The following is a 15,479-nucleotide window of genomic DNA, read 5'->3' as shown; positions in this document are numbered from 1 at the left end:
GGGGAGGGTCGCATGAAAATTGACTATCATACGCATCACGCCCGCTGCGGGCATGCCATAGGGAGTCTGGAAGAGTATGTACAGCAGGGAATTCGGCTAGGGCTGGATCAGCTCGGCTTGTCCGATCACATGCCACTACTGCATGTAAAACCGGCTGACTATTACCCGGAAATGGCAATGCCTATGGAGGAGCTGCCCCGATACGTGGAAGAATGTTTGGAACTGAAGGAACGTTTTAAAGGGCAAATTGATATTCGTGTTGGCTTGGAAGGCGACTACATCGAGGGCTGGGAACGAGAAATCGAAGACATCATCACCGCGTATCCCTGGGATTATGTGATTGGTTCCGTCCACTTTCTCGGTGAATGGGATGTCACGGACTTCCGTCAGGTACACCATTGGGAAGGCAAAAATGTGCTTGAAGTGTATCGCACGTATTATGATGCGGTTTCTAAAGCGGCAGCTACCGGTTTGTATGACATCATGGGTCATTTGGATGTCATTAAGCGCTTCGGCTATCATCCGAGGCCGGAGGAAATGGAGGAGCTGCGTGAACTGGAGCGTGCCGCAATTTCAGCCGTTGCCCGAAGCGGTCGGGCGATGGAACTGAATGCATCAGGGCTTTCGAAGCCCTGTGCCGAGATGTTCCCGAGCCGCCGCATGCTGGAAGAAGCTTTTTCGCTAAGCATCCCACTGACCGTAGGATCGGATGCTCATGATCCGGCGAAGCTGTCCGAGCACTTGGAGAAGGCACGCGCGCTTCTATATGAAGTCGGCTATCGCGAGCTTGCCGTATTTCAGCATCGCGAGCGCTCGCTGGTGCCGCTGACGCTTTAATTATACGTTTATTGGGTCTAAGTATTATTTCCAGTGGTTAGCCGAACGCTCCCTATTTCTACAGGGAAAAAGCGCTCGGCTATTTAGCGTATTCTTATATACATATCTATAGGTATACAAGAGTGTATCCGATTTTTGGAATGAGGCAGGATCGACTGTCAAGTCGTTTTGAAGTTGTGGTATACTGAAGGGTATGAACATGCCAGTTACTTTTAAAGGAGGTGCCTTGGTTATTTATGAAAGGGAAACATCTGCGAGTATCGGAACCTAGCCCTAAAATTATTGCTTTGCGTTTCGACGCATCTTTCTTTTTTGAGAAAGCTGTGCGCTCGCTTGATCGCAATCATTATGACAAGGCATTGAAATATTTTCGCAAAGCCGTTGAATATGAACCGGATAATCCGGTGAATCATTGCAATATGGCGGGTATATTATCAGAGATGGGGGATTATGCAGGTTCGAATGAGATCCTGTCCTCTGTTCTGAGTGACGTAGACTCGTCGATGACAGAGTGTTATTTCTATATGGCGAATAATTACGCTAATATGGAGCAGTTTGAAGAAGCGGAGAAAGCATTGGTCACGTACCTGGAGGAGGACGAAGAAGGCCAGTTTCTTGATGAAGCGGAGGAAATGATGGAGCTGCTCTATTATGAGCTGGACCGTCCAACGAAGCTGAACCGCATTAAGGCCCGGCAGGGAGTAGTAGAGCATGATCAGGCTCGTGTCCTGCTGGAGGAGGGGGAATTTGCTCAGGCAGCCCAGTTGCTCAAGCAAATTTCAGAGGAACAACCGGATATGTTCGCTGCGCGGAATAATCTGGCGCTGGCGTATTACTACATGGGATTGTTCCAAAATGCTAAGGCTACCATTATTCAAGTGCTGGAAGATGAGCCGGGTAATTTACACGCATTGTGCAACTTGGCGATCTTTTATCAGCACGAGGGCGGCGGCCCGGAATTGGATCGTCTGGTGCAGACTTTGGCGGTTACTATACCGTTTCAGGAGGAGCAGGTATTCAAGCTGGCGACCACTATGGGGATTCTCGGACGCCATGAGGAGGCCTACAGACATTTCCGCAGGTTGCTTCATGGCGATGGAGAGAACAATGCGGATGCTTCTTTGTACCATTACACGGCGGTAGCTGCTAGCAATACCGGAAGATATGCGGAAGCTCGGCGGTTGTGGAGTCATTTGCAAAAGCAGGATGCTTCCTCGGAAGTTCCGCGGTTTTTCCTGTCCCGACTGGAGGAACTCCAGCAGGAGGGTACACCGTTGCAAGTGCTCAGCTATCATTATCATCTCCCGTTTGAGGAGCAATTCCGCATGTGGGAGAAGTTTGGTGCTGACCAGGTGCCTGACAGTATGAAGAAGGACCCGCTAATCCGGTCATCCTTCTTCTGGGCCTTGCGCCACGGGGATCGGGCGACTCAGCTTCAGGTCATTCAGGCGTTAAGCTTGATCGGTGATGATGAGGTGCGTCAGGCACTGGAGTCCTTCGTAGAAGACCCGGACCAGGAGGATGAGCTGAAACGCCGTGCCTTGCAAGTATTGCAAGAACTGGCGGAGCAGGGTGAGCAGAAAATGTACCCGGAAACGGAACATTCTGATCAGTTGGAGGTTGAGAACGATCCGCATACAATTGAAGGTGGTGTATCTGCTTCCCCGGTCGATCCACAATGGCAGGCAGTGCTGGATAAGGTACTGACCGTCATGAGCAAGCCATCAGATCCGGCCATGCAGCACGATTTGAGATCGCTTTGGCTGGAGTATTTGGATCGGCTTGCCCCGGAAGTTCCGATGGTTCAGCACACTGAGGGATGGGCAGCGGCGCTGGAATATTTGACAGCTAAAATGCATCATCATTCAGTCACCTATCAGGAAGTAGCCGATCGTTATGGTATTTCCGTATCGACCGTAAGCCGCTATGCACGCCAGATTGACAGCGTGTGTGGTATCAAACAGAAGCTGAAGCAACCGCTCTCCACGTTTAAAAAGCAGGTCTGAGACCTGCTCCAAACATCACTTAAAGGAGGCAACAAACGTATGTATAAATCCATAATTATTGGTACAGGTCCTGCAGGCTACACAGCCGCTATTTATTTGGCACGCGCTAACATGAATCCGCTGATCATTGAAGGGATGCAGCCCGGTGGGCAGCTTACTACAACGACCGAAATTGAAAATTTCCCGGGTTTTGAGCAAGGTATCCTCGGGCCTGAACTGATGGATAATATGCGCAAGCAGGCTGAACGTTTTGGCGCTGAATTTACTTCCGGTTGGGTTGAGGAAGTGGATTTCAGCAAACGTCCTTTTAAAGTGAAGGTAGAGGGTAAAGGCATCATTGAGGCGGAGTCGGTCATTATTGCTACAGGTGCGTCCGCCAAATATCTAGGCATTCCGGGCGAGCAAGACAATGTAGGTCGCGGAGTCAGCACGTGCGCAACTTGCGATGGCTTCTTTTTCCGCGGGAAAAAGATTGTCGTGGTTGGCGGTGGCGATTCAGCCATGGAGGAAGCGAGCTTCTTGACCCGTTTTGCCTCCAGTGTAACCTTGGTCCATCGTCGCGATGAGTTGCGGGCGTCCAAAATTATGCAAGATCGCGCGCGTGAGAACGAAAAAGTACATTGGGCATTAAACCGGACTCCTCTGGAAGTTGTAACGGGAGAAGCTGGCTTAAAGGGTTTGAAGGTACACAATAATGAGACCAATCAGGATGAGCTGATTGAGGTAGATGGCGTATTCGTAGCCATCGGTCATACACCGAACACAGGTTTCCTGAACGGACAAATCCATACCGATGAACACGGCTATATTGTAGTGAAGCCAGGCACAACAGAAACGAATATCCCCGGAGTTTTTGCCTGTGGGGATGTACAGGATAACCGTTACCGGCAAGCTATTACGGCTGCGGGAACGGGCTGTATGGCGGCTATGGACTGCGAGAAGTATCTCGAAGGCAGTGCTGTTCACGACTGGAGCGAAACACTGGATCAATAAAAGAGTGACTATAGTACACAAAAAGGCTAACGGGAGAGCGAAGGAAGCCTCTGTTATGCCGTATCTTTTGTTCAGGAAGAGAAAGCCTGCTGCGTTTGCACAGGCTTTCTCCTTTTTATGGGTGCATGAGGTTAAAAGTTCCGCTAATCGTACACTTTTCAACAAGGAAGTGTCCTTGACCGTAACGGGGGCTTCAATTATAGTTGGAACGTAGGATTACTATTGTGAAGTAGGAATTGTAAGCATATATTTCATACCAGGTTTTTAAGTAAACATAAAGGTGGCTTGAAACATGTCTGAAAGTATCTATGTAGGTGTCGATTTGGGCGGTACCGCGATTAAAGTCGGCATTTGTAATGAAAACGGACAGCTTTTGCACACATATGAGGGACCAACCGAAACCGATAAAGGTGTAGACGTTGTCATCGGTAATATCGAAAAATATGTGCGGCATATTGTTGAGCAATCTCCTTATGAGTGGGATCAACTAAAGGGTGTCGGTGCAGGCGTTGCAGGTTTTACGAATGTTCGTGATGGTATTATTGTCCTCGCTCCTAATATTGGCTTTCGTGACGTACCGATCCGTGCGCTCCTAGAGAACCGGATTGGCAAGCCTGTGAAAATAGACAACGATGCGAATGTTGCTGCGCTGGGTGAGGCTTGGGCTGGTGCAGGCAAAGGCATCGAAAACTGCGTGTGCTATACCCTGGGAACAGGAGTAGGTGGCGGAATTATTATAAACGGTAAAATATACCAAGGTTCTTCGGGCATGGCCGGAGAAATTGGCCATATCAGCGTCGTACCTGATCTGGAGGCTATTCAGTGTGGATGCGGCAAAATGGGTTGCTTGGAAACTGTATCTTCCGCAACAGGCATCATTCGTATGGCCAAGGACGCTGTGGAACGTGGCGACCGGACCTCTCTGGCGCTGGAAGATCAAATTGCTGCCAAGGAAGTATTTGATGCTGCTAAAGCTGGAGATGAAGTCGCGCTGCGTATCGTGAACCGGGCTGCCTTTTATTTGGGGAAATCCATGGCAGCGGTTGCCGCTGTGCTTAATCCAGAGTTGTTTATTATAGGCGGCGGTGTTTCTAAAGCAGGCGACTTTTTATTTGAAGAGATGCGTCGCGTATACGCCAAGTTGGCACCTGAACCGCTTCAAAAGGGTGTATATATCGTACCAGCGGTGTTAGGCAATGACGCAGGTATCGTAGGGGCTGCAGGGTTGCTGCTACGCTCCTGATTCACAGGTTATTGATAATACGGGTACTGGTATAGAGCGAAGAAGCAAAAGGAGAGGGAAGTCCATATGACAGACAACCTAAAAAATGCTGCGCCGTGGGCAACGCTCATTATTATTACGGGGATGTCAGGCGCAGGGAAGACCATTGCGGTTCAGAGCCTGGAAGACTTGGGCTTCTTCTGCGTTGATAATTTGCCCCCTGTACTGATTCCCAAATTTGCCGAGTTGATTGAGCAGTCGAACGGTAAAATAGGCAAGGTGGCACTCGTAATTGATTTACGCGGACGAGAATTTTTCACTGCCTTGTCGGAATCTTTGAATTATATTAAAGATCATTTTACGATTCATTGTGAAATTTTATTCTTAAATGCGAATGATGGCGTTCTCGTACAGCGATATAAGGAAAGCCGTAGACGTCATCCGTTGGCTCCAGACGGCATGCCTTTGGATGGGATTCGGTTGGAGCGCAAGATGTTGGAAGAACTAAAAAGCTCAGCTACACAGGTTATTGATACAAGTGTGATGAAGCCTGCAACCTTAAAGGCGAGGATTATTTCACGATTTTCTCATTTGGAGAGCAGTATGCTTTCCGTGAACATTACTTCTTTTGGCTTCAAGTATGGTATTCCCATTGATGCCGATCTTATATTCGATGTGCGCTTCCTGCCTAATCCCCACTACGTGGACCAACTACGTCCCCACACGGGACAGGATAGCGATGTATATGATTATGTCATGAAATGGCCCGAGACTCAGGCATTCTTGACCAAGTTGCTGGATATGTTACACTTTTTGATTCCGCAATATCGCAAAGAAGGCAAAAGCCAGGTCATTATTGGCATTGGCTGTACTGGCGGTAAGCATCGTTCTGTTGCAATATCGGAGTATTTAGGAAAAATGCTGGGTGCCAGCGAGACAGAATCTGTTTCTGTTTCGCATCGGGATGCTGATCGGGACCGGCATTAATGAGGTGAAATCATGAAAGAGACCGGATCACAACGGGAGCGCCCACGTATTGTTGTTATGGGCGGCGGAACCGGCTTGTCCGTCATGCTGCGGGGCTTAAAGCAAAAGCCGCTAGATATTACGGCTATTGTTACAGTCGCTGACGATGGCGGAAGTTCCGGGATTTTGCGCAGTGAGCTGCAGATGCCCCCTCCAGGGGATATTCGCAATGTGCTGACTGCCTTGGCTGACGTGGAACCAGTGATGTCAGATATGCTGAAATACCGTTTCGGTGCGGGATCAGGATTGTCAGGCCATAGCCTAGGTAATCTGATTTTAGCAGCGATGACCGATATATCGGGAGATTTCGTAACGGCGGTGCGTGAGCTTAGCCGTGTATTTGCTGTCCGGGGACGTGTGTTGCCGGCAGCCGAGGAAGGCGTTGTGCTAAGCGCCGAGATGGAGGATGGCACGGTGATTACCGGGGAGTCCAAGATCCCGGAAGCGGGCGGACGCATCAAACGCGTCTTTCTTGAACCGACTCACGTGGAGCCGTTGCCTGAGGCTGTAGAGGCCATTAATGAAGCCGATGCGATTTTGATTGGCCCCGGCAGTCTATATACCAGCATATTACCAAATTTGCTTGTACCTAAACTCGCTGAAGCTGTAGTAAAATCAGACGCTATCAAAATATTTGTCTGTAACGTTATGACCCAGCCTGGGGAAACTGATGGTTATACGGTAGGAGATCACCTGCAAGCTATTTTTGAGCATGTAGGGCATCATCTCTTCGACTATGTCATTGTAAATAACGGAGAAATTCCACCCCAAGTACAGGAAATGTATGCCGAGCAGGGAGCCAAGCCAGTTCAAGTAGACATGGGCGAGCTGACCGACCGGGGATATAAAGTGGTGGCAGATACATTAGTTCTGTTCCGCACGTATTTACGGCATGATGCCGACAAATTGAGCCAGCATATTTACCAATTGGTACAAAACTGGATATTAAGAAGGAGGTGAGTCCCTTGTCCTTTGCGGCACAAACGAAAAAAGAGCTTACGATGATTGAAAGCCAGTCCTGCTGTGAGAAAGCGGAACTATCTGCACTTATACGTATGCTCGGATCCGTACAACTGTCGAATAAAAGGGTGATATTGGACGTGTCCACAGAAAATGCCGCGATTGCAAGGCGGATTTACTCCTTGATCAAGAAGCATTTTCAACTTCATATCGAACTGCTTGTACGGAAAAAAATGCGCTTGAAAAAAAATAATGTGTACATTGTCCGTATTCCCAATGGTGTGCAGCAACTGCTAAAGGATCTTTATATCGTCACAGAAGGTTTCTTATTCACTGACGGGATTAATCGGGATATCGTTCGGAAAAACTGTTGTAAGAGGGCTTATTTGCGGGGCGCCTTTATGGCAGGTGGCTCTGTCAACAATCCTGAAGGATCGTCTTACCACCTTGAAATTTCTTCGATGTATGAGGAGCATTGTCAGGCACTCGTTGATCTTGCGAATGAATTTCATCTAAATGCTCGCTGTATTGAGCGAAAAAAAGGTTTTATTCTCTACATCAAGGAAGGCGAGAAGATCATCGAGCTGCTCAGCATCATTGGGGCGCATCAAGCCTTGTTCAAATTTGAAGATGTACGCATTATGCGCGATATGCGCAATTCCGTAAATCGCATTGTCAATTGTGAAACGGCTAATTTGAACAAGACGATCGGAGCTGCTGTCCGGCAAATTGAGAATATTAAGTTGCTGGAGAGGGAAGTTGGTTTGGAGACCTTGCCGGATAAACTGCGAGAAGTGGCAGAAATTCGGCTCGCTCATCCCGATTTGAATTTGAAAGAAGTCGGGGAAATGCTCAAAGGGGTCGTGAGTAAATCGGGTGTAAATCATCGGCTTCGCAAAATTGATGAGATGGCTGACAAAATTAGGGGCGAAAATGGCCTGATTCCGTAAAAAGAGTGTCCATGGGGCTTTTAGCCCCGGTTTTTTTAGTTTTTTTTCTAGTGTCTGTCCCGGGTTAATGTTATAATGTGATAAATAAAATGGAGTAAGTAGTGTCCAGATTTATTTGATGAGGGGGTAAGCTGACATGTCAAAACATCCGGTAGTCGTACGCTTGAAAACAGGACTGCACGCCAGACCTGCTGCGTTGTTCGTACAGGAAGCGAATAAATATTCATCTGAGATTTTTGTGGAAAAAGATGACAAAAAGGTTAATGCCAAAAGCATTATGGGTATTATGAGTCTTGCCATCAGTACAGGTACTGAAATCAATATTAGTGCTGAAGGTGCGGACGCCGAACAGGCTGTAAACGCTTTAGTAAGTCTGGTTAGTAAGGTAGAGCTGGAAAATCAATAAACAAAGATTTGCTTTGTAATATGGTGTATGCTCTTAGTGAAAAGCCCCCTTTGGGGCTTTTTTTTGTATCCAGAAAAAAGTCTTCGAACGCTCCTCCGTTAACTGTTCTATGTGTGGATTTGTTGAATTCCATGGTCATGCTCTGTTTCGGAAATATGTATGCTTGGCTGCAACCTTTTTCCGTCATTTCCGTCTGGAAGGTACAAACATTTACAAGAAAGAGGTTGAATTCAATGAGACTTTGGACAAAAACAGTAGCCACGGCAGTTCTCGCAGGAGCATTAATGGCAGGGGGAGTAGCAGGAGGATTATGGACAGGGGCAGATCGTGCTTATGCTGCGTCAACAGCTTCGACGGTAAACGGTGTAATTAATGTGACTGGAAGCGGGGAAGTACTGGCGAAGCCCGATATTGCTTATCTCTCTATCGGTGTACAATCGGAAGGGAATACGGCAGCCGCTGCTCAAAAAGCCAATGCTACAAAATTGAACAAGGTTACACAACTGCTGAAAGAAAAGTGGAGCATCAGCGCAGATGACATTCAGACCAGCCAATTTTATGTACAGCCTAACTACACCTATAACGAAAAAGAAGGGCAGAAGCTCAAAGGCTACACTGCCAACCATACACTTTCCGTCAAATACCGAGATTTGGATAAAATTGGTCAGTTATTGGATGAGGCGACCAAGTCTGGAGCCAATAACGTAGATAATGTACGTTTTTCCGTGGAAGATCCTTCGACTTATGAAGAGGAAGCCATTACTAAGGCATTGGGAAGCGCACAATCTAAAGCCAGTGCTGTAGCTAAAGCAGCCAAACGCGGGTTAGGTGCCCTTGTGAGTGTGACGGTAGATGGCGGAGAAGCACAAGTCTTTACACAACGTGAAAATGCCATGTCAAAATCGCTCTTGGACGTAGCAGGTGGCGGGACAGAGATCCAATCGGGACAAGTAACAGTGAAAGTTCAGGTGTCGGCTCAGTACGAAATGAACTAATACAGATCATCAAACGAAGCCACAAGCGGCCTGCATCATGCGTAGGCTGGCTTGCTGGCTCTTTTTGTATATCGAAACCTTTTTGTAATGAGTCTGTCATAGCTAAGGGTTATTAGGTGTACATATTGAAATCGGAGAGTGTACAGATTGTAAACTACATACAATAGGGTATAGATATAATAGGAAAAGTAATTATCACACATAGACAATACAGATCAATAACAGGAGGAATACTTAATATGAGTAAGCATGCGAAAAAATGGGGTTCAGCACTGCTGGCAGCAGGGATTTTAGCAGGAGTCGCAGCTGTTCCCGTTTCCTATATCCAGGCAGCATCGATCAAACAAGCGACAACACAGCAACCAGGAATCACCATCCAATGGAATGGTAAAACGTTGCCCGCTAAAGGTGTTCAAGTGAACGGGAGTACAATGATTCCGGTGGCCGCACTGCGTGACAGCCTGGGGATTCCAGTAAGCTATGATGCGAAAACAACGACATATACCGTAGGTAGCGGGTACAATAAACTTTACATTATGGCTTCTTCCTCGGATGCCTACGTCAACGTCAATGGAATCAATACACGTAGTATGGATGCCAAACAGATCGCTGGGAAGCTATACATTCCTATGAGTCTGCTGAAAGACTATCTAGGCATAGATGCTCAATGGAATGCTGCTCAGAAAACAGTAACGCTGAGTAAAAGCCAGCTAAATCCGATCACCATTGCGTCTCAAACACTTCCAGCGTCGAGTAATGCAAAGGTGTCCTACAAGATTAAGTACCCGCAAATCAGCGGCAGCCAGCTGAATCCTGAGGCTCAACAGGCCATTAACAATGTGCTTAAAAAGCATGCAGAGGGTATATTGGCAGCAGGCAAAAAGATGATGTCTGAGGGAGAGGCTACAACAGAAAGACCGTATGAGTTCGGAAATGATTTTGCAATTGCCTATAACAAAGATGGTATTCTGAGTGTGATTATGCAGGATTACTCGTATACGGGTGGCGCACATGGCATGACGGCACGTAAAGGATATACGTTCTCGCTCGCTGATGGTAAACTGCTGCAATTGTCTGACGTTTTGAAGGCAAATCCGAACTACAAAAAGTTCCTCAATGCTGATTTGAAGAAAAAAATCGATGCGCTTCAGGCTGGCGAAGGATTCGGCAAATTTAAAGAGCTGGCGGCAGATCAGAATTTTTATGTGACGAGCAGTGGAGTAACAATTGTGTTTGATTTGTATGATTATGCGCCATACGCGTATGGAATTCCGGAGTTTACCTACTCGTTCGGTCAACTGCTGCCTCAAGGCGGAAAGCCTTTTGCGGGACAGCATGAATAGTAGGAGTAAACAATTCCAATTGTCTATAACCTAAAAAACAATAAAGCAAAAAAAGCTGCCTACCGGATAAGAACATCCGGGGCAGCTTTTTCATTTACCAGCTATCGAGAGGCGAATTTCTTCTCTTATACACCTTCTGGAGAGGAGCTAGTTAGCACTTTATCAATAATACCGTATTCCTTGGCATCATCAGCGGACATGAAGTAGTCACGGTCTGTGTCTTTTTCAATGCGCTCCAGTGGTTGGCCTGTGCGATCTGCGAGAATGCGGTTCAATTTGTCACGCATTTTCAGAATGCGGCGTGCACGGATTTCAATATCCGTTGCCTGGCCTTGTGCACCACCCAGTGGTTGGTGAATCATAATTTCACTGTTTGGCAAAGCGAAACGTTTACCTTTGGCGCCTGCATTCAGCAAGAATGCGCCCATGGAAGCCGCCATACCTACGCAAATCGTAGATACGTCAGGTTTAATGTATTGCATCGTATCGAAAATGGCCATACCAGCTGTAATGGAACCGCCAGGACTGTTAACATACAAGTGAATATCTTTTTCAGGATCTTCGGCAGCCAAAAACAGCATTTGCGCAATAATAGAGTTGGCTACAACGTCATTGACGTCCGAGCCTAACAAAATAATGCGATCCTTCAACAGTCTGGAATAAATGTCATAGGCGCGTTCGCCGCGGTTACTTTGTTCTACTACCATAGGAACATAGCTCACGTCAAAAAACCTCCCTTAAATATCGTTAGTGGATTTGGTGGACATGCCGATTACACGTCCCTTATTTATAAACTGTTACCGTATTAACCACATGATAAACAATTTCAAACAAAAAGTCAAAGAAAGTCAAACTAATGATTAAAAAAAAGAGCCCTCAGCGCTCTTATTGGTTAAAACATTATATAGAAGCATTTATGCGTTCATTAAAATGGCGCGCCCGCGAGGAATCGAACCTCGATCTCAGGCTCCGGAGGCCTACGTCATATCCGTTGGACCACGGGCGCATAGTTCAATCAATGCAAACAACTAACTAATTAAACAGCTAATTGGAAACAAAGATGATTATATGATATACAGCAGTGAATTGCAAGCTTTTATTAAATGCGCATATTCAGGCAAATGGTTGAGAAATATAGGTTCAGATAGACTTGCATGTGGAGCAAATATTGGTTAAGATATACGTGGGACTTAAAAAGTTATCCCGGGACGTTTTAAGACCAGTTAGAGATAGAGCATTAGAGACAGAACTTAGAAGTGTGCGGGAGTGGAAAGCATGCGAAAGATATTAGAAATACAGAAGCAGCTTCTGCCCGACCTCATGGATGTTTTGAAAAAAAGGTACACGATCCTGCATCAGATTATGCTGTCCGATGTTGTTGGACGCAGAACACTGGCAGCTTCACTGAACATGACTGAGCGCGTGTTGCGCGCCGAAACCGATCTTCTTAAAGCTCAAGGGCTAATTGAGATTGAGAGTGTAGGCATGAAGGTGAGCAAAGCAGGACTGGATCTGCTGGAACAGCTGGAGCCGATTGCGAACAACTTGTTCGGCCTGTCCCAATTGGAGGACCAGATTCGTCAAGCCTATGGTTTGAGGAAGGTGGTTGTCGTTCCTGGGGATTCGGATGCTTCTCCGTTAACAAAGCAGGAGCTGGGGCGCGCTGGAGCAAAAGCGTTGCTGAGTGTTATGGACGACGAGGATGTGGTCGCTGTAACAGGTGGCACGACGATTGCCGACGTGGCGGAACAACTGGCACTACCTTCTAATGGCCCACTTAAGGGTGGGTGGTTTGTACCGGCACGCGGGGGTTTGGGAGAAAGCATGGAAATGCAGGCCAACACAATTGCTTCCACAATGGCTCGCAAGGTAGGCGCTCAATACCGTCTGCTCCATGTACCGGATTTGCTCAGCAATCATGCTTACAACTCCTTGCTTGAAGATACGAACATTCAGGATATATTGAACCTGATTCGCGAGAGTCGTATCATCATTCACGGGATAGGCAACGCCATAGCGATGGCACATAGACGTAAACTTGATCCCGAAACCTTTGCCCAGATCAGCAGTGAGGGGGCCGTTGCCGAATCGTTTGGTTACTACTTTAACGAAGATGGCGTCGTTGTTCACAGAATGCTGACGCTTGGACTTCGATTAGAGGACATCAGGCGTACCGATACGGTTCTAGGCGTAGCTGGAGGTAAGAGCAAGGCGGCCGCTATTCATGCGGTACTGCGTTTCGGACAAGAAGACATTCTAGTCACCGACGAAGGCGCTGCTGCCGAGATTGTAAGTCATTATTTAAATGGTTAAGATGGATTTATGAATGGTGTTGTCTTGACAGGCTTTCGGGTCTGTCTTGAATATATAAAACTAAACTAAACGAACTTTGGGAGGAACTCACTCATGACAGTTAAAGTTGGTATTAACGGTTTCGGACGTATTGGACGCCTTGCTTTCCGCCGGATTCAAAACGTGGAAGGTATTGAAGTAGTAGCAATCAATGACTTGACAGATTCCAAAATGTTGGCACATTTGTTGAAATATGATACAACACAAGGTAATTTCCAAGGACAAGTAGAAGTACATGATGGCTTCTTCAAAGTAAATGGTAAAGAAGTTAAAGTTTTGGCTAACCGCAACCCTGAAGAACTGCCTTGGGGAGACCTGGGTGTAGACATCGTTCTGGAATGCACAGGTTTCTTCACAACAAAAGAAGCTGCTGAGAAACATTTGAAAGGCGGCGCTAAAAAAGTTGTTATCTCCGCTCCAGCTACTGGCGACATGAAAACTGTCGTTTACAACGTAAACCATGAAATTCTGGACGGTACTGAAACTGTAATCTCCGGTGCTTCTTGCACAACTAACTGCCTGGCTCCTATGGCTAAAACACTGCAAGATAAATTTGGTATCGTTGAAGGTTTGATGACTACAATTCATGCTTACACTGGCGACCAAAACACTTTGGATGCTCCACATGCTAAAGGTGACTTCCGTCGTGCTCGTGCAGCAGCTGAAAACATCATTCCTAACACAACTGGTGCTGCTAAAGCAATCGGTTTGGTTATCCCTGAGTTGAAAGGTAAACTGGATGGCGCGGCTCAACGTGTTCCAGTACCTACAGGTTCCCTGACTGAGCTGGTAACAGTTCTGGAGAAAAACGTAACTGCTGAAGAAATCAACGCAGCGATGAAAGAAGCTTCCGATCCTGAAACTTATGGATACACTGAAGATCAAATCGTTTCTTCTGACATCAAAGGTCTCACTTTCGGTTCTTTGTTTGATGCAACTCAAACTAAAGTTCTGACTGTTGGCGACAAACAACTGGTGAAAACTGTAGCTTGGTATGATAATGAAATGTCCTACACTGCACAATTGATCCGCACGTTGGAATACTTCGCTAAACTGGCTAAATAAGAACCTTTTTATTGAGCAACATCATAGAGCGGAAACAGGTTATTGTTTCCGCTCTTTATATATCAAATGTGCCTTAAATTCCTGTTTCGTAAAATTATAAGGGTGCGGAGGAATATGGAGATGAACAAAAAGAGCGTACGTGATATAGAGCTGAATGGAAAACGGGTGTTTGTTCGTGTAGATTTTAACGTTCCGGTTGAGGACGGTAAAATTACGGATGACAAGCGTATTCGTGAAACCTTGCCAACCATTAACTACTTGATTGAAAAAGGTGCAAAAGTTATTTTGGCGAGTCACTTTGGACGTCCAAAAGGTCAGGTTGTTGAATCCATGCGTCTGACTCCTGTTGGCGTACGTTTGTCTGAGCTGCTGAAAAAGCCAGTAGTTAAAGTGGACGAATCAGTAGGCGAAGCTGTTAAAGCGAAAGTGGCTGAACTGCAAAACGGCGACGTGCTGTTGCTTGAAAATGTACGTTTTTATGCAGGAGAAGAAAAGAATGATCCTGAATTGGCGAAGCAATTTGCTGAATTGGCCGACGTTTTCGTGAATGACGCATTTGGTGCAGCACACCGTGCTCATGCTTCCACTGAAGGTATCGCTCATATTCTTCCGGCTGTTTCTGGCTTGCTGATGGAAAGAGAATTGTCTGTTATTGGTAAAGCTTTGTCGAATCCAGACCGTCCTTTTACAGCCATTATTGGCGGTTCCAAAGTAAAAGACAAAATCGACGTGATCGACAACCTGCTGAACATTGCAGATAACGTAATCATTGGCGGCGGTTTGGCTTATACATTTTTTAAAGCTCAAGGTCATGAAGTGGGTCAATCTTTGCTGGATGAATCCAAACTGGACGTAGCTCTTGGATTTATTGAAAAAGCGAAGAAGCTCGGCAAAAAATTCTACCTTCCGGTGGATATTGTCATTTCTGACGATTTCAGCGCTACGGCGAATACTAACATTGTGGACATCGATGGTATTCCTGCAGATTGGGAAGGCGTGGATATCGGACCCAAAACACGTAAAATCTATGCAGATGTGATCAAAAACTCCAAACTGGTTGTATGGAACGGACCAATGGGCGTATTTGAAATCGAGCCCTTCGCTGGTGGTACTCGTGAAGTAGCGGAAGCTTGCGCAACTACTGAAGCATACACCATCATTGGTGGCGGTGATTCTGCGGCTGCGGCTGAAAAATTCCACTTGGCTGACAAAATGGATCATATCTCTACTGGCGGCGGCGCATCACTTGAATTTATGGAAGGCAAAGCACTTCCGGGTGTTGTTGCACTGAACGATAAATAATCAAACGCACTATGCGTGAATA

14 protein-coding genes and 1 tRNA gene are annotated in these 15,479 nt (G+C 46.5%); 13 read left to right on the top strand and 2 right to left on the bottom strand.

Annotated features, from left to right (window positions below):
* Nucleotides 1-12 precede the first annotated feature (12 nt).
* The 10 genes from hisJ to ACUYLD_RS20610 all read left to right on the top strand — a co-directional run bounded on the left by hisJ (nt 13) and on the right by ACUYLD_RS20610 (nt 10,738).
* On the top strand, nt 13-837 hold the full coding sequence (gene hisJ, locus ACUYLD_RS20655; protein WP_446675882.1) for a histidinol-phosphatase HisJ: 825 nt from the start codon (nt 13-15) through the stop codon (nt 835-837).
* A 236-nt stretch (nt 838-1,073) separates the two neighbouring features.
* Complete coding sequence (locus tag ACUYLD_RS20650; RefSeq protein WP_446675881.1) at nt 1,074-2,843, top strand: tetratricopeptide repeat protein; 1,770 nt, start codon at nt 1,074-1,076, stop codon at nt 2,841-2,843.
* A 39-nt stretch (nt 2,844-2,882) separates the two neighbouring features.
* Nucleotides 2,883-3,836, top strand: a complete 954-nt coding sequence (trxB, locus tag ACUYLD_RS20645) for a thioredoxin-disulfide reductase (RefSeq protein WP_013308252.1) — start codon at nt 2,883-2,885, stop codon at nt 3,834-3,836.
* 292 nt (nt 3,837-4,128) lie between these two features.
* Nucleotides 4,129-5,079 carry an ROK family glucokinase gene (locus ACUYLD_RS20640; RefSeq protein WP_013308253.1) on the top strand — a complete coding sequence of 317 codons (951 nt, stop codon included), beginning with the start codon at nt 4,129-4,131 and terminating at the stop codon, nt 5,077-5,079.
* Nucleotides 5,080-5,145: 66 nt separating this feature from the next.
* Nucleotides 5,146-6,045: an RNase adapter RapZ gene (rapZ, locus tag ACUYLD_RS20635; protein ID WP_013308254.1), complete on the top strand. Its 900-nt coding sequence runs from the start codon at nt 5,146-5,148 to the stop codon at nt 6,043-6,045.
* 12 nt (nt 6,046-6,057) lie between these two features.
* Nucleotides 6,058-7,044 (top strand): gluconeogenesis factor YvcK family protein, encoded by a 987-nt coding sequence (locus ACUYLD_RS20630; protein WP_023986485.1) that lies wholly within the window; start codon nt 6,058-6,060, stop codon nt 7,042-7,044.
* 5 nt (nt 7,045-7,049) lie between these two features.
* A complete protein-coding gene (gene whiA, locus ACUYLD_RS20625; RefSeq protein WP_061830212.1) occupies nt 7,050-7,994 on the top strand; it encodes a DNA-binding protein WhiA in 945 nt (314 codons plus the stop codon).
* A 136-nt stretch (nt 7,995-8,130) separates the two neighbouring features.
* Nucleotides 8,131-8,400: an HPr family phosphocarrier protein gene (locus ACUYLD_RS20620; RefSeq protein WP_013308257.1), complete on the top strand. Its 270-nt coding sequence runs from the start codon at nt 8,131-8,133 to the stop codon at nt 8,398-8,400.
* 233 nt (nt 8,401-8,633) lie between these two features.
* The gene (locus tag ACUYLD_RS20615) at nt 8,634-9,395 is read left to right on the top strand and encodes an SIMPL domain-containing protein (RefSeq protein WP_250267166.1); all 762 of its coding nucleotides are present in this window, start codon (nt 8,634-8,636) and stop codon (nt 9,393-9,395) included.
* 239 nt (nt 9,396-9,634) lie between these two features.
* Nucleotides 9,635-10,738 (top strand): PdaC/SigV domain-containing protein, encoded by a 1,104-nt coding sequence (locus ACUYLD_RS20610; RefSeq protein WP_446675880.1) that lies wholly within the window; start codon nt 9,635-9,637, stop codon nt 10,736-10,738.
* Between the two features lie 125 nt (nt 10,739-10,863).
* On the opposite strand, the gene clpP is transcribed toward ACUYLD_RS20610, so the two are convergent.
* Nucleotides 10,864-11,460 (bottom strand): ATP-dependent Clp endopeptidase proteolytic subunit ClpP, encoded by a 597-nt coding sequence (gene clpP / locus ACUYLD_RS20605; RefSeq protein WP_025686039.1) that lies wholly within the window; start codon nt 11,458-11,460, stop codon nt 10,864-10,866.
* 209 nt (nt 11,461-11,669) lie between these two features.
* Nucleotides 11,670-11,744 (bottom strand) — tRNA-Arg (locus tag ACUYLD_RS20600).
* Between the two features lie 269 nt (nt 11,745-12,013).
* Between ACUYLD_RS20600 and ACUYLD_RS20595 the strand changes: the two genes are divergently transcribed.
* The 3 genes from ACUYLD_RS20595 to ACUYLD_RS20585 all read left to right on the top strand — a co-directional run bounded on the left by ACUYLD_RS20595 (nt 12,014) and on the right by ACUYLD_RS20585 (nt 15,457).
* Complete coding sequence (locus ACUYLD_RS20595; RefSeq protein ID WP_013308261.1) at nt 12,014-13,051, top strand: sugar-binding transcriptional regulator; 1,038 nt, start codon at nt 12,014-12,016, stop codon at nt 13,049-13,051.
* A 93-nt stretch (nt 13,052-13,144) separates the two neighbouring features.
* Nucleotides 13,145-14,155: a type I glyceraldehyde-3-phosphate dehydrogenase gene (gene gap / locus ACUYLD_RS20590; RefSeq protein ID WP_023986488.1), complete on the top strand. Its 1,011-nt coding sequence runs from the start codon at nt 13,145-13,147 to the stop codon at nt 14,153-14,155.
* 120 nt (nt 14,156-14,275) lie between these two features.
* The gene (locus ACUYLD_RS20585; RefSeq protein WP_061830216.1) at nt 14,276-15,457 is read left to right on the top strand and encodes a phosphoglycerate kinase; all 1,182 of its coding nucleotides are present in this window, start codon (nt 14,276-14,278) and stop codon (nt 15,455-15,457) included.
* Nucleotides 15,458-15,479 lie beyond the last annotated feature (22 nt).

It is taken from the genome of Paenibacillus sp. SER-28 (assembly GCF_052906305.1).
This window is presented reverse-complemented; position numbering and strand designations above follow the sequence as displayed.

Bases quoted from the DNA above. Each gene is read 5' to 3' on its own strand.
- ACUYLD_RS20615 (WP_250267166.1), top strand. From the start codon at position 8,634: ATGAGACTTTGGACAAAAACAGTAGCCACGGCAGTTCTCGCAGGAGCA.
- ACUYLD_RS20585 (WP_061830216.1), top strand. From the start codon at position 14,276: ATGAACAAAAAGAGCGTACGTGATATAGAGCTGAATGGAAAACGGGTG.
- ACUYLD_RS20640 (WP_013308253.1), top strand. From the start codon at position 4,129: ATGTCTGAAAGTATCTATGTAGGTGTCGATTTGGGCGGTACCGCGATT.
- ACUYLD_RS20595 (WP_013308261.1), top strand. From the start codon at position 12,014: ATGCGAAAGATATTAGAAATACAGAAGCAGCTTCTGCCCGACCTCATG.
- trxB (WP_013308252.1), top strand. From the start codon at position 2,883: ATGTATAAATCCATAATTATTGGTACAGGTCCTGCAGGCTACACAGCC.
- hisJ (WP_446675882.1), top strand. From the start codon at position 13: ATGAAAATTGACTATCATACGCATCACGCCCGCTGCGGGCATGCCATA.
- ACUYLD_RS20630 (WP_023986485.1), top strand. From the start codon at position 6,058: ATGAAAGAGACCGGATCACAACGGGAGCGCCCACGTATTGTTGTTATG.
- rapZ (WP_013308254.1), top strand. From the start codon at position 5,146: ATGACAGACAACCTAAAAAATGCTGCGCCGTGGGCAACGCTCATTATT.
- ACUYLD_RS20620 (WP_013308257.1), top strand. From the start codon at position 8,131: ATGTCAAAACATCCGGTAGTCGTACGCTTGAAAACAGGACTGCACGCC.
- ACUYLD_RS20650 (WP_446675881.1), top strand. From the start codon at position 1,074: ATGAAAGGGAAACATCTGCGAGTATCGGAACCTAGCCCTAAAATTATT.
- gap (WP_023986488.1), top strand. From the start codon at position 13,145: ATGACAGTTAAAGTTGGTATTAACGGTTTCGGACGTATTGGACGCCTT.
- ACUYLD_RS20610 (WP_446675880.1), top strand. From the start codon at position 9,635: ATGAGTAAGCATGCGAAAAAATGGGGTTCAGCACTGCTGGCAGCAGGG.